Source organism: Pseudomonas sp. McL0111 (assembly GCF_052567255.1).
Window position 1 is genome coordinate 998640 of sequence record NZ_CP199585.1, and the last position, 21999, is coordinate 1020638.

The window sequence follows — 21999 nt, forward strand, 5'->3', positions numbered from 1 at the left end:
TTAATGAACCTCGACCACAGAGCCCTGCAATTTCTGCAAGGCATCGTTGACCGCGTCCGGCATCAGCTGGCGCAGGCAGTTGTAATGGCCGAAACGGCAGGTACGGTCGAAGCACGGGCTGCAATCGAGGCCCAGACGGACAATTTCGACATGCTCGGCCAGCGGCGGGGTGAAGCCCGGCGAAGTCGAACCGTAGACCGCCACCAACGGGCGATTCAGCGCAGCGGCAACGTGCATCAGGCCGGAGTCGTTGGACACCACCGAGTCAGCGCAGGACAGCAGATCAATGGCCTCGGCCAGCGATGTGTCGCCGCTGAGGTTGACCGACTCTTCACGCAGACCGGGAATCAGCCGTGCACGGATGTCTTCGCCGACCGCGTGATCGTTTTTCGAGCCGAACAGCCACACCTGCCAGCCTTCACGAATGCGCGCTTCGGCAACCTTGGCGTAATGCTCGGACGGCCAGCGCTTGGATTCGCCGAACTCGGCGCCGGGGCACAGGGCCAACACCGGGCGGTCGAGGGTCAGGCCGAACTTGGCCAGGGCGGCCTCGCGAGTCACCGGGTCGATTTGCAGGCTCGGGCGCGGATACGGCTTCGGCAAATCGGCGTTCGGCTCATAAGCCAGCGCCATGAAGCGCTCGATCATCAGCGGATAACGCTCTTTGTCGAGCGTGCGCACGTCGTTCAGCAGACCGTAGCGGAACTCGCCACGCCAGCCGGTGCGCTTCTTGATGCCAGCGAAAAACGGCACCAGCGCTGACTTCAAAGAGTTGGGCAGCAGGATCGCCTGATCGTACTGGCCGGCCAGGGACTTGCCGATACGTCGACGCGTCGCCAGTTCCAGCGCGCCGTGACCGAGCGGGAAGCTCAAGGCCTTGCGCACTTCAGGCATGCGCTCAAGGATCGGCCGGCTCCACTCGGGGGCCAGCACGTCGATTTCGCATTGCGGGTGGCGCTGCTTGAGACACTGAAACAGTGTCTGCGCCATCACCATGTCACCGACCCAACTGGGCCCAACGATCAGAATATTCATGTGGTTTCCAAAAACGAACCGGGGAGGCATTACGCCTCCCCGCCTCGAGAATTCTACAAACACTGTAGATCTACTGTGAGAGCGGGCTTGCCCGCGATGGGGTCGTTACATCCAACATTGAGTCGTCTGATACTCCGCTATCGCGGGCAAGCCCGCTCCCACAGGGTTTGTTCGTCTTGCCTGGGATCTGCGCTCACCACAGATCCCTTGTAGGAGCGGGCTTGCCCGCGAAGGGGCCTTCACATTCAACATCAATGTCGCCTGACATCCCGCTTTCGCGAGCAAGCTCGCTCCCACAGGGTTTGTTCGTCTTGCCTGGGATCTGCGCTCACCACAGATCCCTTGTAGGAGTGAGCCTGCTCGCGATGGGGTCGTTACATCCAACATTGAGTCGTCTGATACTCCGCTATCGCGGGCAAGCCCGCTCCCACAGGGTTTGTTCGTCTTGCCTGGGATCTATGTTCACCACAGATCCACTGTGGGAGCGGGCTTGCCCGCGAAGGGGCCTTCACATTCAACATCAATGTCGCCTGACATCCCGCTTTCGCGAGCAAGCTCGCTCCCACATTTAAAACATCTCAGCTTAGACCCAGCTCTCGCCAGATCCGCAATACCTGCCGCCGCTCCTCGGCAAACTGGTCTCCCGGGATCACCCCGGCATCCTTCTGCAACGCCTGCCGGTGGGCGGCGGAGCGGTAGGCTTTATAAGCCTCGCGCAACAGGCTGGCATCTTCGGCAGGCATCAGCCCTTCGTGCTCCAGCTCTTCCAGAATGCGGATGTTATCGGTCCAGCGCAGCAATGGCGGGTGGCTTTGCGACCACGCCAGAGCCGCGTATTGCACCATAAATTCAATATCGACGATACCTCCGGCGTCCTGCTTGAGGTCAAACGGCGCCGAGGCCTCGAAGGCATTTGCCGCGGTACCGGCAGCGGTGCTCTTGCTGCCAAGGTTGTCGCGCATCTTGGCACGCATCTCGCTGACTTCTTGTTGCAGCTTCGCCAGATCCCGGGTTTTGCCCAACACTTGCGCCCGGACCTTCTCGAACGCCTGCCCGACATCCTGACTGCCAACCAGCACCCGCGCCCTTACCAACGCCTGATGTTCCCACGTCCAGGCTTCATTTTCCTGATAGCGGGCAAACGCGCCGAGAGAGCTCACCAGCAGCCCCGACGCACCGGACGGTCGCAAGCGCATATCCACTTCATACAGCTGACCTGAGTTGGTCTGCGCCGTCAGCAAGTGAATGATCCGCTGCCCAAGACGGGTAAAGAACTGCGCACCATCAATCGGCTTCGCCCCATCGGTTTCCGCCTGTGGATCGCCGTCGTGGATGAACACCAGATCCAGATCGGAACCATGCCCCAGTTCCAGACCGCCGACTTTGCCGTAACCGACAATAATGAAGCCCGGATCGCACAAAGTGCCGTCGGTGCGCAGCGGCGTGCCGTATTTGGCTACGGTTTGACGCCAGGCCAGCGCCAGCACTTGCTCGAGAATCGCCTCGGCCAGCCAGGTCAGATAATCGCTGACTTTCATCAACGGCAGGCTGCCAGCGATTTCCGAGGCAGCAACGCGCAAACGGTGCGCCAGTTTGAAATGCCGCAGGGCTTCCATCTGCTGTTCGAGGTCGTCCTCGGGAATCCGCGTCAGGCGCTCGCGCAACTCGGCGGCCAGTTCCGGCGCCAATGGCGGCTTGAACAGTCGGCCTTCGTTGAGTAACTCGTCGAGCAACAACGGGAAACGGGTGATTTGCTCGGCAATCCAAGGACTGGCCGCGCACAGGGTCAGCAAACGCCGCAGCGCGCCGGGGTTCTCGGTCAGCAGCACCAGATACGCCGAACGCCGGGCTACCGCCTCGACCAACGGCAGCACCCGCTCCAGCACCAAATCCGGGTTGGCGTGTTCGACCGCTTGCGCAATAAGGCGTGGAATAAACGCATCGAGACGCTCACGCCCCAGACGCTGCATCGCACGCAGTTGCGGACTGCCACGCAAACCGGCCAAGGCTTTCAGGGCCTTGCTCGCATCGATGAAGCCGCCCTCTTCCAACTGTCGGCAAGCGGCTTCTTCGTCCTGCGCCTCTTCCCACAGCGGCAGCCATTCACCACCAACCACTACTTCGCTCTCGGCACCCTCTTCTTCGTCAGGGTCAGCGATCACCTGCGCGAAGTGCCAGGCCACACGGCCACGCCAGAACATCAGTTTTTCGTGGAACGCCTGCCAATCGACAAAACCGAGCATGAAGGCGATACGCGCCTGATCCTGAGCGCCATCCGGCAGCATCTGGGTCTGACGGTCGGCAATCGCCTGGATCGCATGCTCGGTGTAACGCAGGAATTCGTAACCTTCACGCAACTCGCTGATCACCGCCGGCGGCAGATAACCCTGCCCTTCCAGCGTGCTCAATACTTTTAATAGAGGACGTTGCTGCAGGCTCAGATCACGCCCGCCGTGAATCAACTGGAACGCCTGAGCAATGAACTCGACTTCACGAATGCCACCGGAGCCCAGCTTGATATTGTCGGCCATGCCTTTGCGCCGCACTTCCTGCTGGATCAGTTGCTTCATGGTGCGCAGCGCTTCGATCGCCGAGAAATCCAGATAACGCCGATAAACGAACGGCCGCAGCATGTCGAGCAACTGCGCGCCGGCCGCTTGATCGCCGGCCACCACCCGCGCCTTGATCATCGCGTAGCGTTCCCAGTCGCGGCCCTGATCCTGGTAATACTGCTCGAGCGCATTGAAGCTCAGCACCAGCGCGCCGGATGAACCGTACGGGCGCAGGCGCATATCGACGCGGAACACGAAGCCATCGACGGTCATCGGATCAAGCGCCTTGATCAAACGCTGACCGAGACGGATGAAAAATTCCTGGTTATCCAGCGCACGCTTCACGCCGACGGTTTCGCCGCCCTCGGGGTAGGCAAAAATCAGATCGATGTCCGAGGACAGGTTCAACTCGACCGCGCCGAGCTTGCCCATGCCAAGGATGACCATTTGCTGCGGCTCGCCGCTACGGCGCCCGGTCGGCGTGCCGAACTGCTGGCAATGGCGGCTGTACAGCCATTGATAAGCCTGATCGATGCTGGCGTCGGCCATGTCCGAGAGGTCACGGCAGGTCTGCACCAGATCGGCCTGACGGTTCAGGTCACGCCAGATAATCCGTACTTGATGCCGTGCGCGCTGACGGCGCAAGGCACGGCCGAGTTCGTCTTCGTTCTGCGCCTCGTTCACCGCAGCGGCGATCTGCGCGCACAACTCACCCGGCGCGAAGGCTCGGTCGAGTTCGCCGGACTGCACCAGCGAGAGCAACATCAAAGGGTCACGAACGCTCTGTTCAATGACGAAATCGCTGGCGGCGCTGACGCGGGCGAACTGCGCCCAGCGCTCCGGCGTCCAGTTCGCGAAGCCATGATCGTCTTCCAGCGCAGCGACCGCGGTACGGAACGACTGCTCTGATCGAGTGACCAACGGCAGGAGGATAGCGGGCAGTTCGGCAAGCGCGGGCAGGGTCATGGTCTATCCTTGATCGGCGTGTAAACGGCCGCTTGTAGTGATTGGTGAAAACCCGCTACGCGATGGACTGTCGAACAAAGGTTAGAAATAGCTGAAATTTCTTTCATCTTGGCAGCGAACATCAAACTTTCACCTTTTTCGGATGGCAAAAGACCAACCTTAACGATTATTCTCACAACGCAGCCGGAGGCCACAAGCCATTCTTCTGTAGTTTTACTACTCGTCTATACATTCGAAAGGCTGAAATGCCGGAAGATTTGTAGTAAAACTACACGCCGCCGGAACAACCTATCGGCAATCCAAGAATTTTAAATCGTCTGCCCACAAGGCCAGTCGCAAACTCAGGCAACCGATTCTGGAAGCCTTTCCGCCCTGGAGCAAGCCATGCAAGACCTCGATCCCGTCGAAACCCAGGAATGGCTGGACGCCCTGGAATCGGTTCTCGATAAAGAAGGCGAAGACCGTGCTCACTATCTGATGACCCGTATGGGCGAACTCGCGACCCGCAGCGGCTCGCAGTTGCCTTACGCCATCACCACGCCTTACCGCAACACGATTCCGGTTACCCACGAAGCACGCATGCCTGGCGACCTGTTCATGGAACGCCGCATTCGCTCGCTGGTACGCTGGAACGCGATGGCCATGGTAATGCGTACGAACCTGAAAGATTCTGACCTCGGTGGTCACATCTCCAGCTTCGCTTCCAGTGCGACCCTGTACGACATCGGCTTCAACTACTTCTTCCAGGCCCCGACCGACGAACACGGCGGCGACCTGATCTACTTCCAGGGCCACACTTCGCCAGGCGTTTACGCTCGTGCGTTCATGGAAGGTCGCATCACTGAAGACCAGATGAACAACTTCCGCCAGGAAGTCGACGGTCAGGGCCTGTCGTCCTATCCGCACCCTTGGCTGATGCCTGACTTCTGGCAGTTCCCGACTGTATCCATGGGTCTGGGCCCGATCCAGGCGATCTACCAGGCACGCTTCATGAAGTACCTGGAACACCGTGGTTTCATCCAGCCGGGCAAACAGAAAGTCTGGTGCTTCCTGGGCGACGGCGAGTGCGACGAGCCGGAATCCCTGGGCGCAATCTCCCTGGCCGGCCGCGAGAAGCTGGACAACCTGATTTTCGTCATCAACTGCAACCTGCAGCGCCTCGACGGCCCGGTTCGCGGCAACGGCAAGATCATCCAGGAACTCGAAGGCGTGTTCCGCGGTGCTCAGTGGAACGTGACCAAAGTCATCTGGGGCCGTTTCTGGGACCCGTTGCTGGCCAAAGACGTCGACGGCATCCTGCAACGTCGCATGGACGAAGTCATCGACGGCGAGTACCAGAACTACAAAGCCAAAGACGGCGCGTTCGTTCGTGAACACTTCTTCAACTCGCCTGAACTCAAGGCAATGGTTGCTGATCTGTCCGACGACGAGATCTGGAAACTCAACCGTGGCGGCCACGACCCGTACAAGGTCTACGCGGCGTACCACGAAGCGGTCAACCACAAAGAACAACCTACCGTCATCCTCGCCAAGACCATCAAAGGTTATGGCACCGGTGCCGGCGAAGCGAAAAACACTGCGCACAACACCAAGAAAGTCGACGTCGACAGCCTGAAGTTGTTCCGTGATCGCTTCGACATCCCGGTCAAGGACGAAGAGCTGGAGAACCTGCCGTTCTTCAAGCCAGAGCCAAACAGCGCCGAAGCCCGCTACCTGAGCGAGCGCCGCACTGCACTGGGCGGTTTCGTTCCTCAGCGCCGCGCGAAAAGCTTCAGCATTCCAACGCCGCCACTGGAAACCCTCAAGGCGATCCTTGACGGTTCGGGCGACCGTGAAATTTCCACCACCATGGCTTTCGTGCGCATCCTCGCGCAACTGGTCAAGGACAAGGAAATCGGTCCGCGCATCGTTCCGATCATCCCGGACGAAGCCCGTACCTTTGGTATGGAAGGCATGTTCCGTCAGTTGGGCATCTACTCGTCCGTTGGCCAGCTCTACGAGCCAGTCGATAAAGACCAGGTGATGTTCTACAAGGAAGACCAGAAAGGTCAGATCCTTGAAGAAGGCATCAACGAAGCGGGCGCCATGAGCTCCTTCATCGCTGCCGGTACTGCGTACTCCAGCCACAACCAGCCGATGCTGCCGTTCTACATCTTCTATTCGATGTTCGGCTTCCAGCGTATTGGTGACCTGGCCTGGGCCGCTGGCGACAGCCGCACCCGTGGCTTCCTGATCGGCGGCACCGCCGGCCGGACCACCCTGAACGGTGAAGGTCTGCAACACGAAGACGGTCACAGCCACATGCTGGCTGCAACCATCCCGAACTGCCGCACCTACGATCCAACCTACGGCTACGAGCTGGCGGTGATCATTCAGGACGGCATGAAGAAGATGACCGAAGAGCAACAGGACATCTTCTACTACATCACCGTGATGAACGAGTCGTACCAGCAGCCAGCCATGCCGGCCGGTGCCGAAGAAGGCATCAAGAAAGGCATGTACCTGCTGGAAGAAGACACCCGCGACGCGGCACACCACGTACAGCTGATGGGCTCCGGTACCATCCTGCGTGAAGTGCGTGAAGCGGCGAAGATCCTGCGTGAAGAGTTCAACGTTGGCGCTGACGTATGGAGCGTTACCAGCTTCAACGAACTGCGCCGCGACGGCCTCGCTGTAGAGCGCACCAACCGTCTGCACCCGGGCCAGAAGCCTAAGCTGAGCTACGTCGAAGAGTGCCTGAACGGCCGTAAAGGTCCGGTCATCGCGTCTACCGACTACATGAAGCTGTTCGCCGAACAGATCCGTCAGTGGGTACCGTCCAAGGAATTCAAAGTCCTGGGCACCGACGGTTTCGGCCGTAGCGACAGCCGTAAGAAACTGCGTCATTTCTTCGAAGTCGACCGTCATTTCGTGGTGTTGGCAGCCCTGGAAGCACTGGCTGACCGTGGTGATATCGAACCTAAAGTCGTGGCTGAGGCCATCGTCAAGTTCGGCATCGACCCGGAAAAACGCAACCCACTGGACTGCTGAGGAGACATTCTGTGAGCGAACTCATTCGCGTACCTGACATCGGCAGCGGTGAAGGTGAAGTAATCGAACTGTTTGTGAAGGTCGGCGACCGTATCGAAGCCGACCAGAGCATCCTGACTCTGGAATCGGACAAGGCGAGCATGGAAGTGCCTGCGCCGAAGGCCGGTATCATCAAGAGCCTGAAAGTAAAGCTGGGCGACCGTCTGAAAGAAGGCGACGAACTGCTTGAGCTGGAAGTCGAGGGCGCCGCTGCTGCGGCCCCTGCGGCAGCCGCTGCACCGGCTGCCAAAGCCGAGAAAAAACCGGCCGCAGCTCCTGCTGCTGCCGCGCCTGCCGCTGCACCTGCTGCCGCTTCGGTTCAGCAAGTGCACGTGCCGGACATCGGTTCGTCGGGCAAGGCCCAGATCATCGAGATCCAGGTCAAGGTCGGCGACACCGTCGAGGCTGATCAATCGTTGATCACCCTCGAATCCGACAAGGCGAGCATGGAAATTCCGTCGCCTGCCGCTGGCGTGGTCAAGGCCATCAGCGTCAAGCTCAACGACGAAGTCGGCACTGGCGATCTGATTCTGGATCTGGAAGTGGCGGGTGCTGCGGCCCCTGCTGCTGCCGCTCCGGCTCAGGCTGCTGCTCCAGCCGCTGCCGCTGCGCCTGCTCCGGCAGCCGCGCCTGCTGCTCCGGTTGCCGATAGCGTTCAGGACATCCACGTTCCGGACATCGGTTCGGCCGGCAAGGCCAAGATCATCGAAGTGTTGGTCAAGGCTGGCGACAGCGTTGAAGCCGACCAGTCGCTGATCACTCTGGAATCCGACAAGGCGAGCATGGAAATCCCATCGCCTGCCGCTGGCGTGGTGGAAAGCATTTCCATCAAGCTGGATGACGAAGTCGGTACCGGCGACCTGATCCTCAAGCTGAAAGTCAAAGGCGCGGCACCTGCTGCTGCCCCGGCTCCAGCTGCTGCGCCAAGCGCTCCGGCGCAAGCCGCTGCTGCTCCGGCTGCCGCTGCTGCGCCAAGCGCTCCGGCGCAAGCCGCTGCTGCTCCGGCTGCCGCTGCACCAGCTGCTGCCGCTCCGGTTGCTGCTCCGGCCAAGCCAGGCGCGAAAGTTCACGCCGGCCCAGCCGTGCGTCAACTGGCCCGCGAGTTCGGCGTCGAGCTGAACGCCGTTGGCGCCAGCGGTCCGCACGGTCGTATCTTGAAAGAAGACGTGCAGGTTTACGTCAAAGCGATGATGCAGAAGGCCAAGGAAGCACCGGCCGCTGCTGCTGGCGCAACCGGTGGCGCGGGCATCCCGCCGATTCCGGTCGTCGACTTCAGCCGTTTCGGCGAAATCGAAGAAGTGCCGATGACTCGCCTGATGCAGATCGGCGCGTCGAGTCTGCACCGCAGCTGGTTGAACATCCCGCACGTGACTCAGTTCGATTCGGCTGATATCACCGAGCTGGAAGCGTTCCGCGTTGCGCAGAAAGCCGTTGCAGAGAAGGCTGGCGTCAAGCTGACCATCCTGCCGCTGCTGCTCAAGTCGTGCGCGCACATGCTCAAGGAACTGCCGGACTTCAACAGTTCGCTGGCGCCAAGCGGCAAAGCGATCATCCGCAAGAAATACGTGAACATCGGCTTCGCCGTCGACACCCCGGATGGCCTGTTGGTACCGGTCATCAAGAACGTCGACCAGAAGAGCCTGTTGCAACTGGCAGCCGAAGCCGCTGCGCTGGCCGCCAAAGCCCGCGACAAGAAGCTCACCGCTGACGACATGCAAGGCGCCTGCTTCACCATTTCCAGCCTCGGCCACATTGGCGGCACCGGCTTCACGCCGATCGTCAACGCGCCGGAAGTGGCGATCCTCGGTGTTTCCAAGGCAACCATCCAGCCAGTCTGGGACGGCAAAGCCTTCCAGCCGAAACTGATGCTGCCACTGTCGCTGTCCTACGATCACCGTGTGATCAACGGCGCAGCTGCCGCACGCTTCACCCAGCGTCTGGGCAGCCTGCTGGCTGACATCCGCACCATCCTGCTGTAATCCCAAGCGGCCCTCCGGCGACGGAGGGCCGCTTGTGTTCCACGTTTTCGAGCGCCACACGCTCGTACCTCAACCCCGTCAATTTGGCGGGGCTTTTTTTGCCTGAAGGAAAACCAGCTCAGGTTCTTCCTACAAGTTCGGCTTACTTAGCCTACGAGCCCAGTCCACTTCACGCCGATATTTTTTATCGCCGGACAACTAACCTTGCGCTCCGAAGTTAAATAAGCAACTTCACCATTACTTGGTTACAGCCAGCATCAACTCGAAAGGATTCGAACATGTTTAAACCAACTGTTGGACCGATTATCGGCCACACGACAACTAACCACGCACGCATCTTTATCCGGGGCGAAGCCAAAAAGAATGAAACCGTCTTTGCCGGAATGCGTTATCGCAAGTCCGGAAAAGAACAATGGGAAAAAGCACAATTTATAAAGTTGAGTGCATTACGTGATCTTTGCGAAGTGTTTTCACTGAACAACCTCGACAGCAACACCGAGTATGAATACCAGACCGGCTGGTTCAGCCCGATGAGTCCGGTGCACAATGTCGAGAGTGTCGCCGAACTGCCATTGCAATGGCCGCGCGAGGTTTATCGCATGCGTACTCGCTCAAGCGGACCAGCACAGCCCAAGGCTTATATCGTCGGCTCGTGCCGCTATCTGCGCATGACCGCCGGCATTGCCTCGCTTCCGCAATTGGGTGACCGGATATTTGCTTCGATCAATCAGTTGATCGAAAGCGCCCAGCCACCCGTCAGTGCAACGCTTATGACCGGCGACCAGATTTATGTCGATGATCTGAATCTGGTTGCTCCGGATCGGGAATATAAAGACATCCTTCATAAATACCGCACAGCCTTTTCCCAACCGAACATTCAAAAATTAATGTCTGGCACTTCAACTTACATGATCCTTGATGATCATGAGATCGAAGATAACTGGCCGGCCAACGCCGATAAATCCGACCATGAACTGTATCGTAACGCCATGGCGGCTTATGAACAGTATCAAGTCAGCCACAGTCCCGCGCACGAACTTAAACCGAACGGCCAGATAAACCGTGAAAAACTTGAACATTACTGGTATCAGTTCAGCGATGGCGATATCGAATGGTTCGTCACTGACAGTCGCACACGGCGCAACTTGTCAGCGGATGATCGCCGCATCCTCGATCAGCAGCAGGAGCAAGCCCTGCTCGAATGGCTGATCAACAGCCCGGCACGGGTCAAGTTTGTAGTCACCAGCGTGATGTTCTATCCGGACCGCAAGCTTCATGGCGATGACGCGTGGAAAGCCTTCCCCGAACAACGCCTGCGCCTGCTGGACACCATCCGTACCCGGCACATCAAGAACGTGTTTTTTGTCTCAGGCGACGTGCATGGCTCACTGACTTCGCGCCTGACCCACAGCGAAGATCCGCACTTCGAAGTCCACACCATCGTCTCCTCGCCGCTGTGCAACAGCAAACTGCTGCCTTACGCCAAGGCCTCGACCTTCATTCTCGATCAGCCACTGGCGGTGACCGCTGCGGGTGATTACCGGCATGAACTGACCAGCACAGTCGTCAGCGAAGACAATTTTGCACATGTCCTGGTCGAGGCCGATCAGATTCGGGTGAACTACCACGATCGCGACGGTAAACAGCTGCAATCGATCGCTATAAAACTGCACTAAACCCTGCAAGCCCGCAGCTTGCGGCAGCTCCTTCATTGCCTGCTGGAGCTACCGCAGGCTGCGATCTTTTGCTCTTTTCAAAGCATCACTGGAGAAATGTTCATCGCAGCCGACATATTCTTATAGCACTTGGCCTTCATCACTCTTGTCAGTCAGTGCCGCAATGATGCAACCTTGCCGCAGGCAACAGTAAAGAGGGCGAGAGCCCGGCGCGTTCAGCATATTTCCAAGCGAGTTCCCTTCATGAAGAGCCAACCCGATGCCGCCAGCCGTATGGCGGCCGAGGTAGTGACGCAGTTGCCTGTGCCCTCGCGGCTCGGCATGCTGCGTTACGAACGGCTGAATGAAGCAAGCTGGGCGATGCTGTTTCTCGATCCCAACTGCGAACGTCAATTTGGCCAACCGGCCGTTGAGCTGTGTGCTCTGGTCGGCTCGCCCTACGCCAGCCTGATGGAGCCGGAAGCGCGTTATCAACTGCACGACGCGATCCAGTTGCAACTGCGCGACAGCCCGCATTACATGGTGCGCTACACCCTGCACACCGCCGCTGGCGCGTTGAGCATCCTCGAACTCGGCGAAGCGTATAAACAGCACAATCGTCATCTGCTGCGCGGCTATCTACTGGCAGTCAATGACGTGTTCGACGAGGCGCCGTCCTTGCCGTCGGTTGATCTTGAAACCCAGAACTCCCGCCTGCAAATCGCCCTTGAGTTGAACCAGCGCGCCCAGCAGGAACAGCTGCAACACCTTGAGCGGGTGCGCGCCCAGCAGGATCTGATCCTGCTGCTGGCCCGTCAACGCTACAGCACGCATAACTCGCTGCAAGAAGCCGCCGAACTGATCACCCGCTGCGCCTGCGATATCTATGAAATCGACTGCGCCAGCCTGTGGAATCTCGAAGGTCAGTACCTGGTGCCGATCTCGGCCTACCACCGCGCCACGCAGGAATACCTGCTGCCGGAAATGATCGACATCAGCGACTTCCCCGATTACATGGAAGCCCTGCACGGCAGCCGCGCCATCGACGCGCACAATGCGATGCGCGACCCGCGCACTCGCGAGATGGCCGAAGCCCTGCGCCCACGCGACGTCAATGCCATGCTCGACGCCAGTATTCGCGTCGATGGCCAGGTGGTCGGCGTGCTTTGCCTGGAGCAGACCGGCGTCACTCGCGCCTGGCAGTCCGACGAAATCGCCTTCGCCGGTGAGCTGGCCGACCAGTTCGCCCAGGTCATCAACAATCACAACCGCCGCACCGCCACCAGCGCCCTGCACCTGTTCCAGCGTGCCGTGGAGCAAAGTGCCAACGCATTCCTGTTGGTCAACTGCGACGGCGTAGTCGAGTACGTCAACCCGAGCTTCACTGCGATCACCCAGTACACCACCGAAGAAGTCCACGGTCAGCGCCTGTCGGAACTGCCGGCCCTGGAAAACCTCAGTGAACTGCTGTTCGACGCACCTTCGGCGCTGGCCAAGAGCAACAGTTGGCAGGGTGAATTCAAGAGCCGGCGGAAAAACCTCGAACCGTACTGGGGCCAGTTGTCGATTTCCAAGGTCTACGGCGACAACCGTGAGCTGACGCATTACATCGGCATCTACGAAGACATCACCCAGACCAAGCTGGCGCAACAGCGCATCGAACGGCTGGCGTACACCGACAACCTGACCAACCTCGGCAACCGCCCGGCGTTTATCCGCAATCTGGACGAACGCTTCGCCCGCGATACAGATACGCCGATCAGCCTGTTGCTGGTGGACATCGACAACTTCAAGCGGATCAACGACAGCCTTGGCCACCAGACCGGTGACAAGCTACTGATCAGCCTCGCCCGGCGCCTGCGCAACAGCCTGAGCCCGAGCGGCAGCCTGGCGCGTTTTGCCAGTAACGAATTCGCCGTATTGCTCGACAACACCGACCTTGAGGCTGGTCAGCACATTGCCAGTCAATTGCTGACGACCCTCGACAAGCCGATGTTCGTCGACAACCAGTTGATCAGCGTCACCGGCTCGGTAGGCCTGGCCTGCGCGCCGCTGCACGGCCGTGATCCGCAGACCTTGATGCGTAACGCCGGTCTGGCGCTGCACAAGGCCAAGGCCAACGGCAAACATCAGGTTCAGGTATTCACCGAAGCGCTGAATGCCGAGGCCAGCTACAAACTGTTCGTCGAGAACAACCTGCGCCGCGCCCTGACCCAGAACGAGCTGGACGTGTTCTATCAGCCGAAACTGTGCCTGCGCAGCGGTCGTCTGTTGGGTATGGAAGCGCTGCTGCGCTGGAATCACCCGGAGCGCGGCATGATCCGCCCGGACCAGTTCATCAGCGTTGCCGAAGAGACCGGTTTGATCATTCCTATCGGTAAATGGATCGCCCGTCAGGCCTGCCGCATGAGCAAAGCGCTGACCGCTGCCGGCATGGGTAATCTGCAAGTGGCGATCAACCTGTCGCCCAAACAATTCTCCGATCCGGATCTGGTCGCTTCCATCGCCAACATCCTCAAGGAAGAAGCGCTGCCAGCCAACCTGCTGGAACTGGAGCTGACCGAAGGCTTGCTGCTCGAAGCCACCGAAGACACCCACTTGCAGCTCGATCAGCTCAAGCGTCTGGGCCTGACGTTGGCCATGGACGACTTCGGTACCGGTTACTCGTCGCTGAGCTACCTGAAAAAATTCCCGATCGACATCATCAAGATCGATCGCAGTTTCATCCACGAAATCCCGGACAACCAGGACGATATGGAAATCACCTCCGCGGTGATTGCCATGGCCCACAACCTGAAACTCAAGGTCGTGGCTGAAGGCATCGAAACCGCTGAACAGTTGGCCTTTCTGCGACGCCATCGCTGCGACGTTGGCCAAGGCTACCTGTTCGACCGCCCGATCCCGGGCGCCGAGCTGATCCACACCCTCAAGCGCTACCCACGCGGCCCGCTCGTCCTCTAAATCCACCTCCCCCCCTGTAGGAGTGAGCCTGCTCGCGATAGCGGAATATCCGTCACGAACAGGCTGACTGACCCACCGCTATCGCGAGCAGGCTCACTCCTACAGAGAAAGAGTACCCGCACATTTTGACTAGTGATTAACTCGGCATCATTGGGCACACTGGCGGTCTATCTTTTTACATCCCATCCTGACTGAGAGGACTGATCATGGTTCTGCGCTCGGAAATTCTGGTGAACAAAAACGTGCTCCCGACAAAAGAACAAGCTCTGCCTGGCCGCGAAACCGCGATGTCCCTGCCTGAAAAGCACTTCGTGTTCAGCGAAACGCCACTGCTCGGCCCATTCTTCGAGGACGTCGATTTCGCGATTTTCGGTCTGGGCTGCTTCTGGGGTGCGGAACGTCGCTTCTGGCAGCGCGAAGGTGTGGTCAGCACCGTGGTCGGCTACGCCGGCGGCTACACGCCGAACCCGACCTATGAAGAAGTCTGCTCGGGCCTGACCGGCCACACTGAAGTGGTACTGGTGGTGTATGACAAGGCCAAAGTCAGCTACGAAGAACTGCTGAGCATGTTCTGGGAACTGCACAACCCGACGCAGGGCATGCGCCAGGGTAACGACATCGGCACACAGTACCGTTCGGTGATCTACGCGACCTCGCCGCAGCACCTGGACGCGGCGCTGAAGAGCAAGGCGGTTTATCAGGCTGAGCTGTCGAAGGCTGGCCTGGGTGAGATCAGCACTGAAATCGAACAGGCGCCGACCGTGTACTTCGCCGAGACGTATCACCAGCAATACCTGGCGAAAAACCCGGAAGGCTATTGCGGGATCGGCGGCACCGGCGTGTGCATGCCACCGAGCCTGGCGGGTAACTAATCCCCAAAAGCATCGCGGGCAAGCCCGCTCCCACAAGGTCTTGCGCGATTCTGAAACCAGCGCAAAACCTGTGGGAGCGGGCTTGCCCGCGAAGGCGTCAGATCAGACGCCACTAAAACAACTGATCAACTCTCGGCAATCAACCAATCCATCTGCCAGCCACCCTGAGTCTGCCCAAGCTTCTTCGACAACCACGGCAACAGCTCACGCAACTCTTCCTCCAGCCCCCACGGCGGATTGGCAATCGCCATCCCGGAACCGTTCAGGCTGTTCGGCGTATCCAGCGGATGCACCAGCAGTTCCACCCGCAGCAACTTCGGCGCACCGCTACCGGCCAGATCCTGATAGAAGCGGCGTAACGCGCGCTGATCCTTCACCGGATACCAGATCGCCGCCACGGTCTGGCGCATGCGACCAATCGCCTCTTTCAGCGACGCCGCACATTTTTGCATCTCGTCGAGTTGTTCGAACGGCGGATCGATCAACATCACCGCGCGCTTCTCCTGCACCGGCAACATCGCCCGCGCCACATGCCAGCCCTCGCCCAGATGAACTTTCACCCGACGATCACCGGCCATGTTGTCCTTGAGCAGCACACCGTCTTCCGGGTGCTTCTCGTTGAACATCAGCCGATCCTGCGGCCGGGTCAGACGTCGAGCCAGCTCAGGCGAACCCGGGTAATAGCGCAACTGGCCATCCGGGTTCATCTCATGCAGCACTTTCATGTAATCGGCGGTCAGCGCCGGCAGATCCGGTTGATCCCACAGGCGTGCGATGCCTTCCAGGTACTCGCCGGTACGATTGGCCTGATCGCCCTGCAAGTCATACAGACCGATACCGGCGTGGCTGTCGAGATAGGCAAACGGCTGCTCCTTGCGCGACATCAGGGCGATGAGGCGGGTCAAGGTCAGGTGTTTGAACACATCGGCGTGATTGCCGGCATGGAAGGCGTGACGATAATTCATGATTGCTCCTGCGAAGGCCGCAAAGTTTACCTTTTACCGCGCGGCAAGTCAGGAGTTCGCAGCCGAGCGGGCAGAAGCCTGCAATAACTGCCAATGGAGAAACCTGTGGCGAGGGGATTTATCCCCGTTCGGCTGCGCAGCAGTCGCAAACCCGGTGTACGCGGTTTGCCTGCTGTATCGCGTTGGCAGGCTTTGGGGCCGCTTCGCCGCCCAACGGGGATAAATCCCCTCACCACAGGAAGGCGTGCAAACACAAAATCATGAAGTATTCCGAGCAAGTCCATCTATCGTCTGGCCGGCGCGGATCAACTCCCCTACATCATGAAAGTTGCAGAGCTCATGGCATTCTTGAAACACAATTGGGGAGCTCCAGATCACGAGCTAAAGATGGGTGAAGCAGATTTTATCAACGGCAAGAAAGGCGTGATTATCATGGAAATCACTGGATGGCTCGATGCGACTGGTCATGCGACCTTATGGAACGGCAGTAGCACCGGCGACAACAGTGACTACCATCGTCCAGATAGCCACACTTACGACCGGCCAGACGTAAAACTGGAAAAAATCAATTTCTGGGAGTTAAAAGGATGAAATTCCATCTATTCATCGCACTCAGCATTCTTGGCGTTTCAGGAAATGCCCTTTCAAACGAAGTAAACGTCAACAACGCAAGGATTTCACTGAAGAACTACGGCCTTGCCAACTGCATTTCGAACCAATTCAAAAATCAGTCCGATATCAAGTCGGACATCGGGCTTGCTATCGGTGCCTACTCCGCCATGGGCAGAGGGCAGCACGCGATACTGCAGAATGAGGACACGCTTGAAGTCATCCATGACCCTTATGCGGAAACCGAAAAATACATGAAGGACGCATACATGAAGACCTCATCCACCAGCAAACAGTCGGGCAAAAATGTCGTGTTCTATTCTTGCCTTGAAATTTACAACTCTCCTGCGTTTGAAGCTTTTATCGAGTCACAGGATCAGTATCTGCAGAATTAGACTATTTCCAAAACCCACCAAACTCAGCACGCCGAAGCGTTCCCGCGCACAGCCGCCGCGAAGATATTACGGGCACGAATTAAGTGCCGCAATCAAACGACAACGCTGACGCGCGGTGAATTTCTAAGGGTTCCTACACCCTGCCACCACTTTCGCGGTGACAGCCAAAAGACAATCCCTGCAACTCACCGGCCACCAGTTCATGAAAAACGCCGCGACTCGCAGGAAACGTCCGAAGCCTTCCCCCGGAAATTTCATGCTGACTCTGCCAGCAAATACTCCAATAACGTTGATTGCGACGAATCTTCTGACGCCGAAAGATGAAAAAACTGCCGTACCTTGCTACGCAAGACAGCCTCGGGAAATGCTTCGAACTGCGCCGGATGCTCTTCGCTCAGCCACTGCATAACATTGGCGACTAGAGTCTCTTCCGCACTTTGCGCCAGTACTGTTTCCGGTACCGTCCACCACGGAAAAACCCGCCCCGAAACCTGTGCCCTGCCACCGATTTCAACAACCTGACCATTGATCAAACCGCGCCCGATTACCGGCAGTAACTGCGCCGAATCAACGGCTGATGCCTGAAGAATCGGCAGCAAAAACCGCCCATCCCAAAACCGGAAAAAAACGGCCTTACCGTCCGGCATCAACACCTGGGTCAGGCTGCGTAAATGTTCGACGACGCTATCAAGCGGAGCAGAAGACACGGCCATCCATCCCCAGTCGCGGGACTGAGTGGTCGCCACCCAATCCAGAAACTCACGATCAGCAGTGACAATGCCCACATAGGGCATCACCGCGTCCCACTCGGCATAGATCGTGTCCGCCCAAACCGGGCTCGGCGCAGCCTGTAACGGTGGTCTAGCGTCACTGGCATTGCTGAAGATCGCGAACAATTGCTCCGAGGGTTTCAGCGGTTCACGTTGCAGCCATTCATTGGGATGAAGAATCTCAGGCTGCACAAACACCGTCCTTGCAACGCTCACACTCTTCGCAGAATGGCGCATCGCCCTTGAAGCTCATGATTTGTGCGGCGGTGAGCATGGCTGCCGGGGCTGCTGCCATTTTCTTCGACACCCCCGGCACACTCGGCGCGGCACTCATCACCGCCATCGGCGCGCCGCCAACCTGAATCGGCACGCTGCTGAAAATCCCGCCCGGGCCGATGTTGATCCACTGCCCGCCCGCCTGAATCGTCGCACTCGCGCCACCGTCGATCACCACTTGCTGACCGGCGCTGACGTGGAACTGCTGACTGGCGCTGATCGCCTGATTGCTCACGCGGATATGCCGGTCGCCGATCACGGTCAGGTGGTCGTCCCGCTTCACTTCAGCCTGACGTTGGCCGTGAGTAATACGTTGCTCATCAGCCTTCAGCTCATGCTTCGCGGTGCCGGTAACCACGATGCTGCGCTGGTTATCGACCTGCACCTGCTGGTCGTGCAGCACATGCTGGGTCCAGTTGCGTTGGGCGCGCAGGTAGATTTCCTCGGCGCCTTTTTTGTCCTCGATGCGCAGTTCGTTGTAGCCACCGCCACCGGGACTGCTCTGGCTGCGGAAGATGCTGCGAGTCTTGTCCGCCGGCAGGTCCAGCGGCACTGGAGTCGCTGCGTTCGGCAAGCTCCCCACCACCAATGGCTTGTCGGCATCGCCGTCGATGAAACCGACCAGCACTTCCATGCCGACCCGTGGAATCAGCACGCTGCCATAGCGGTCATGCGCCCAACCGGTAGCAACGCGCAGCCAGCAGCTGGAATGCTCATTCAGCTCACCATCACGGTCCCAGGCCAGTTGCACCTTGACCCGGCCGTACTCGTCGCAATGGATTTCACTGTCCTGCGGGCCGGTGACCACGGCCGGTTGGTAGCCGGACATGCGCGGCTTTTGTGGCCCGAGTGGTGGGCGGAAGAACACGTCCCACGGCGCGGCGAGAAAGGTATTACGGTAGCCCTGGAACTCTTCCCCATCGCTGGTCACCGATTCCTCCAGCACTTGCGGCTGTCGGCCACGGTGCTCGATGGCTGTGAGCAGCCACAGATCATTCCAGTCCCTGCGCGGATGCTCGGTCAGTTGCAGGAAATGTCCACAGACCAGCGCAGAATCGTCGCTGCGACCGGTAGCCTGACGGTAATCGGCGACATGCCGCTCAAGGGCTCGCTGGGCAAGGTCCTTGCCGGTTTCACGGTCGCTGAACTGGCCGGGAAAGTGGTAATCCTCAAGCACCGGACGTTGCTCGCCATCGACACGGCTTTGCAGTTGCAGGCGTGGCTTTTCAAAGTTGTAGTCGCGACGGGTGACGACACTGGTACGGGTTTCAACCCGAACATTGAATCGCTTGATCGCTGGCGCCGCCGCAGCCATTCCGCTGCCCGGCAAATACAGCGTCGGCTCGGCGAGACGCGGAAACACCGTCTGATCATCGCCGAATACCAGCAGATGGCCGTCGAGACTGTGCTGAAAATGATAGTGAATGCCGACCTCGGCACACAGGCGCTGGATGAACGCCAGATCGCTTTCGCCGTACTGCACGCAATACTCACGCGCCGGGTATTCGCTGCCCAGGCGAAACTCGAAGGCATCACGCAGGATCGCGTGGTCCTTGAGGATCTGCGCGACGATTAGCGGAACACTCAGGTGCTGGAAGATCCGCTGATTGATCCGATGCCCGAGGTACGTCAGACGCGGGACAAGGCTGACGTGATAACGCGTCAGACGTTTCCCGGAGTCGCCCTGCCCGACCTGATAAATCTGACCGTGAACGCCGGAGCCCTGAGCGTCGAAACCGAGAAACGCCTGACAGTGCAGAAGGCTTTCGAGGTCGAGATCCGCTCGTTCGCTGACCAGTTCCAGCTCGAATCGAAAGGGTTGGCTGATGGCTTCCTTGCCCGTGAACTCAAGCACTTTGAGGTCAGTTTGGGCGCCTTCAAGGGTCAACGTGAAACGCGGTTGATTGGCAGGCGCGAACATCCGATGTGTCTCTGCAGTGTGAGGGCGGGCGATTCTGCATGAGGGGTAAGGACTGTAAACCGGTGGACAGGAAAATCAGATGTCTCCTACTTTCTCTGTCGGCTTTGCCTCCAGAAATCGGTAAATCCAACTACAGACATATCCCTAAAAATCACCACCGAACCCTGTGGGAGCTGGCTTGCCAGCGATGGGGCCAGCAGACCCACATAGATGGCGACTGACAAATCGCTATCGCTGGCAAGCCAGCTCCCACAGGGATTTCAGCGTGTTCGAGAAATCGCAGGCATAAAAAAACGGCCCGCCTCCTTCAGGAGACAGGCCGTTTTTCAGTGAGCCTAAGCTCGGTACATCACTTGTTCAGATGGAAATCTTTCTCTGCCGCTTCGAAGCGCTGAACCATACCTTTGGTCGGCGCGCCGAGCTTGCTGACGATCAGGATTGCCAGGCTGGCGAAGATGAAGCCCGGAATGATTTCGTACAGACCCAGCAGTTCGAAGTGCTTCCACACCACAACGGTGATCGCGCCGACCAGAATACCGGCCAGTGCGCCGTCGCGAGTCATGCCTTTCCAGATGACCGAGATCAGTACAACCGGACCGAACGCAGCGCCAAAACCAGCCCAGGCGTAGGAAACCAGACCCAGTACACGGTTTTCCGGGTTGGCGGCCAGACCGATGGCAATCAGCGCGACCAGCAACACCATCGCACGACCCACCCACACCAGTTCAACCTGGGAGGCGGATTTGCGCAGGAAAGCTTTATAGAAGTCTTCGGTCAGGGCGCTCGAGCACACCAGCAACTGGCAGCTCAGGGTGCTCATGACGGCAGCCAGAATGGCCGACAGCAACACGCCGGCAATCCATGGGTTGAAGAGAATTTTTGCCAGTTCGATGAACACACGCTCGTGGTTTTCGGTCACAGGACCGGCCAGCTCAGGGTGTGCAGAGAAGTAAGCGATACCGAAGAAGCCTACCGCCACAGTACCGGCCAGGCACAGGATCATCCAGGTCATGGAGATGCGACGGGCCTTGGCAATCGACTTGACCGAATCCGCAGCCATGAAACGCGCGAGGATGTGCGGCTGACCGAAGTAGCCCAGACCCCAGCCCATCAGCGAGATGATGCCGATGAAGGTGGTGCCCTTGAGCATGTCGAAGTTGCTTGGATCTTGTGCTTCGATGGCCAGGAACGTGGTGTCGACGCCACCGGTCGCCAGCAGGACGATGATCGGCGTCAGGATCAGCGCGAAAATCATCAGGGTGGCTTGTACGGTGTCGGTCCAGCTCACTGCCAGGAAACCACCGATGAAGGTGTAGGCAATAGTCGCCGCAGCACCGGCCCACAGCGCGGTCTCGTAAGACATGCCGAAGGTGCTTTCGAACAGACGGGCGCCGGCAACGATGCCGGAAGCGCAGTAAATGGTGAAGAACACCAGAATCACGATTGCCGAGATGATCCGCAGCAGGCCGCTTTTATCTTCGAAACGGCTGGCGAAGTAGTCCGGCAGGGTCAGCGCATCGCCGTTGTGCTCGGTCTGTACACGCAGACGGCCGGCAACGAACAGCCAGTTCAGGTAAGCACCGATGATCAGACCGATAGCGATCCAGCTTTCGGACAGACCAGACATATAGATGGCGCCCGGCAAGCCCATCAACAACCAGCCGCTCATGTCGGAAGCACCGGCAGAAAGCGCGGTCACGACGCTGCCCAGGCTGCGGCCGCCCAGAATATAGTCAGAAAGGTTGTTGGTGGAGCGATAGGCCATTAAGCCGATCAGCACCATTGCTGCGATGTAGATCACGAACGTGATCAGGGTTGGATTGCTTACGCTCATTGAGTTACGCCCTGGCTTTGTTTTTATGTAGCGGCGGTGATGAACCGCTCGCAAACGACGACGTTTGGCAGACGATTTGAAATCCCGCGCATTTAGGACTGATGTTTCCCCAGGAAAGCCATCAGCCGGTGCACCGCTTT

At 58.7% G+C, this 21999-nt stretch carries 13 protein-coding genes; 7 read left to right on the forward strand and 6 right to left on the reverse strand.

The window, feature by feature from the left end; all coding sequences use genetic code 11:
• Window positions 1-1035: a lipopolysaccharide heptosyltransferase II gene (gene waaF / locus ACTWLJ_RS04570; RefSeq protein ID WP_445180028.1), complete on the reverse strand. Its 1035-nt coding sequence runs from the start codon at window positions 1033-1035 to the stop codon at window positions 1-3.
• 578 nt (window positions 1036-1613) lie between these two features.
• Window positions 1614-4553: a bifunctional [glutamate--ammonia ligase]-adenylyl-L-tyrosine phosphorylase/[glutamate--ammonia-ligase] adenylyltransferase gene (gene glnE / locus ACTWLJ_RS04575; RefSeq protein ID WP_445180029.1), complete on the reverse strand. Its 2940-nt coding sequence runs from the start codon at window positions 4551-4553 to the stop codon at window positions 1614-1616.
• Between the two features lie 384 nt (window positions 4554-4937).
• On the opposite strand from glnE, the gene aceE reads away from it, so the two are divergent.
• The 5 genes from aceE (at window position 4938) to msrA (ending at window position 15089) form a co-directional block, all read left to right on the forward strand.
• On the forward strand, window positions 4938-7583 hold the full coding sequence (aceE, locus tag ACTWLJ_RS04580) for a pyruvate dehydrogenase (acetyl-transferring), homodimeric type (RefSeq protein WP_445180030.1): 2646 nt from the start codon (window positions 4938-4940) through the stop codon (window positions 7581-7583).
• A gap of 11 nt (window positions 7584-7594) precedes the next feature.
• Window positions 7595-9601 carry a dihydrolipoyllysine-residue acetyltransferase gene (gene aceF, locus ACTWLJ_RS04585; protein ID WP_445180031.1) on the forward strand — a complete coding sequence of 669 codons (2007 nt, stop codon included), beginning with the start codon at window positions 7595-7597 and terminating at the stop codon, window positions 9599-9601.
• A 278-nt stretch (window positions 9602-9879) separates the two neighbouring features.
• Complete coding sequence (locus ACTWLJ_RS04590; protein WP_445180032.1) at window positions 9880-11277, forward strand: alkaline phosphatase D family protein; 1398 nt, start codon at window positions 9880-9882, stop codon at window positions 11275-11277.
• 243 nt (window positions 11278-11520) lie between these two features.
• Complete coding sequence (locus tag ACTWLJ_RS04595; RefSeq protein ID WP_445180033.1) at window positions 11521-14217, forward strand: putative bifunctional diguanylate cyclase/phosphodiesterase; 2697 nt, start codon at window positions 11521-11523, stop codon at window positions 14215-14217.
• A 206-nt stretch (window positions 14218-14423) separates the two neighbouring features.
• Entirely contained in the window at window positions 14424-15089 is a 666-nt protein-coding gene (msrA, locus tag ACTWLJ_RS04600) for a peptide-methionine (S)-S-oxide reductase MsrA (protein WP_401216795.1), read from the forward strand.
• 125 nt (window positions 15090-15214) lie between these two features.
• On the opposite strand, the gene ACTWLJ_RS04605 is transcribed toward msrA, so the two are convergent.
• Window positions 15215-16054, reverse strand: coding sequence for a 23S rRNA (adenine(2030)-N(6))-methyltransferase RlmJ (locus ACTWLJ_RS04605; protein WP_401216797.1), 840 nt, complete (start codon window positions 16052-16054; stop codon window positions 15215-15217).
• 291 nt (window positions 16055-16345) lie between these two features.
• On the opposite strand from ACTWLJ_RS04605, the gene ACTWLJ_RS04610 reads away from it, so the two are divergent.
• Window positions 16346-16645: a T6SS effector amidase Tae4 family protein gene (locus tag ACTWLJ_RS04610; RefSeq protein WP_445181315.1), complete on the forward strand. Its 300-nt coding sequence runs from the start codon at window positions 16346-16348 to the stop codon at window positions 16643-16645.
• Window positions 16642-17058, forward strand: coding sequence for a hypothetical protein (locus tag ACTWLJ_RS04615; protein ID WP_445180034.1), 417 nt, complete (start codon window positions 16642-16644; stop codon window positions 17056-17058). Before ACTWLJ_RS04610 ends, ACTWLJ_RS04615 begins: the two co-directional genes overlap by 4 nt.
• Before the next feature lie 254 nt (window positions 17059-17312).
• On the opposite strand, the gene ACTWLJ_RS04620 is transcribed toward ACTWLJ_RS04615, so the two are convergent.
• From ACTWLJ_RS04620 to putP, 3 genes are all read right to left on the reverse strand, one after another.
• The gene (locus ACTWLJ_RS04620) at window positions 17313-18020 is read right to left on the reverse strand and encodes a DUF4123 domain-containing protein (RefSeq protein ID WP_445180035.1); all 708 of its coding nucleotides are present in this window, start codon (window positions 18018-18020) and stop codon (window positions 17313-17315) included.
• Window positions 18010-20025 carry a type VI secretion system Vgr family protein gene (locus ACTWLJ_RS04625; protein WP_445180036.1) on the reverse strand — a complete coding sequence of 672 codons (2016 nt, stop codon included), beginning with the start codon at window positions 20023-20025 and terminating at the stop codon, window positions 18010-18012. Before ACTWLJ_RS04625 ends, ACTWLJ_RS04620 begins: the two co-directional genes overlap by 11 nt.
• Before the next feature lie 349 nt (window positions 20026-20374).
• A complete protein-coding gene (gene putP, locus ACTWLJ_RS04630) occupies window positions 20375-21859 on the reverse strand; it encodes a sodium/proline symporter PutP (protein WP_445180037.1) in 1485 nt (494 codons plus the stop codon).
• Window positions 21860-21999 lie beyond the last annotated feature (140 nt).

Bases quoted from the DNA above. Each gene is read 5' to 3' on its own strand.
- ACTWLJ_RS04615 (WP_445180034.1), top strand. From the start codon at position 16,642: ATGAAATTCCATCTATTCATCGCACTCAGCATTCTTGGCGTTTCAGGA.
- waaF (WP_445180028.1), bottom strand. From the start codon at position 1,035: ATGAATATTCTGATCGTTGGGCCCAGTTGGGTCGGTGACATGGTGATG.
- aceE (WP_445180030.1), top strand. From the start codon at position 4,938: ATGCAAGACCTCGATCCCGTCGAAACCCAGGAATGGCTGGACGCCCTG.
- putP (WP_445180037.1), bottom strand. From the start codon at position 21,859: ATGAGCGTAAGCAATCCAACCCTGATCACGTTCGTGATCTACATCGCA.
- glnE (WP_445180029.1), bottom strand. From the start codon at position 4,553: ATGACCCTGCCCGCGCTTGCCGAACTGCCCGCTATCCTCCTGCCGTTG.
- msrA (WP_401216795.1), top strand. From the start codon at position 14,424: ATGGTTCTGCGCTCGGAAATTCTGGTGAACAAAAACGTGCTCCCGACA.
- ACTWLJ_RS04590 (WP_445180032.1), top strand. From the start codon at position 9,880: ATGTTTAAACCAACTGTTGGACCGATTATCGGCCACACGACAACTAAC.
- ACTWLJ_RS04605 (WP_401216797.1), bottom strand. From the start codon at position 16,054: ATGAATTATCGTCACGCCTTCCATGCCGGCAATCACGCCGATGTGTTC.
- ACTWLJ_RS04625 (WP_445180036.1), bottom strand. From the start codon at position 20,025: ATGTTCGCGCCTGCCAATCAACCGCGTTTCACGTTGACCCTTGAAGGC.
- ACTWLJ_RS04595 (WP_445180033.1), top strand. From the start codon at position 11,521: ATGAAGAGCCAACCCGATGCCGCCAGCCGTATGGCGGCCGAGGTAGTG.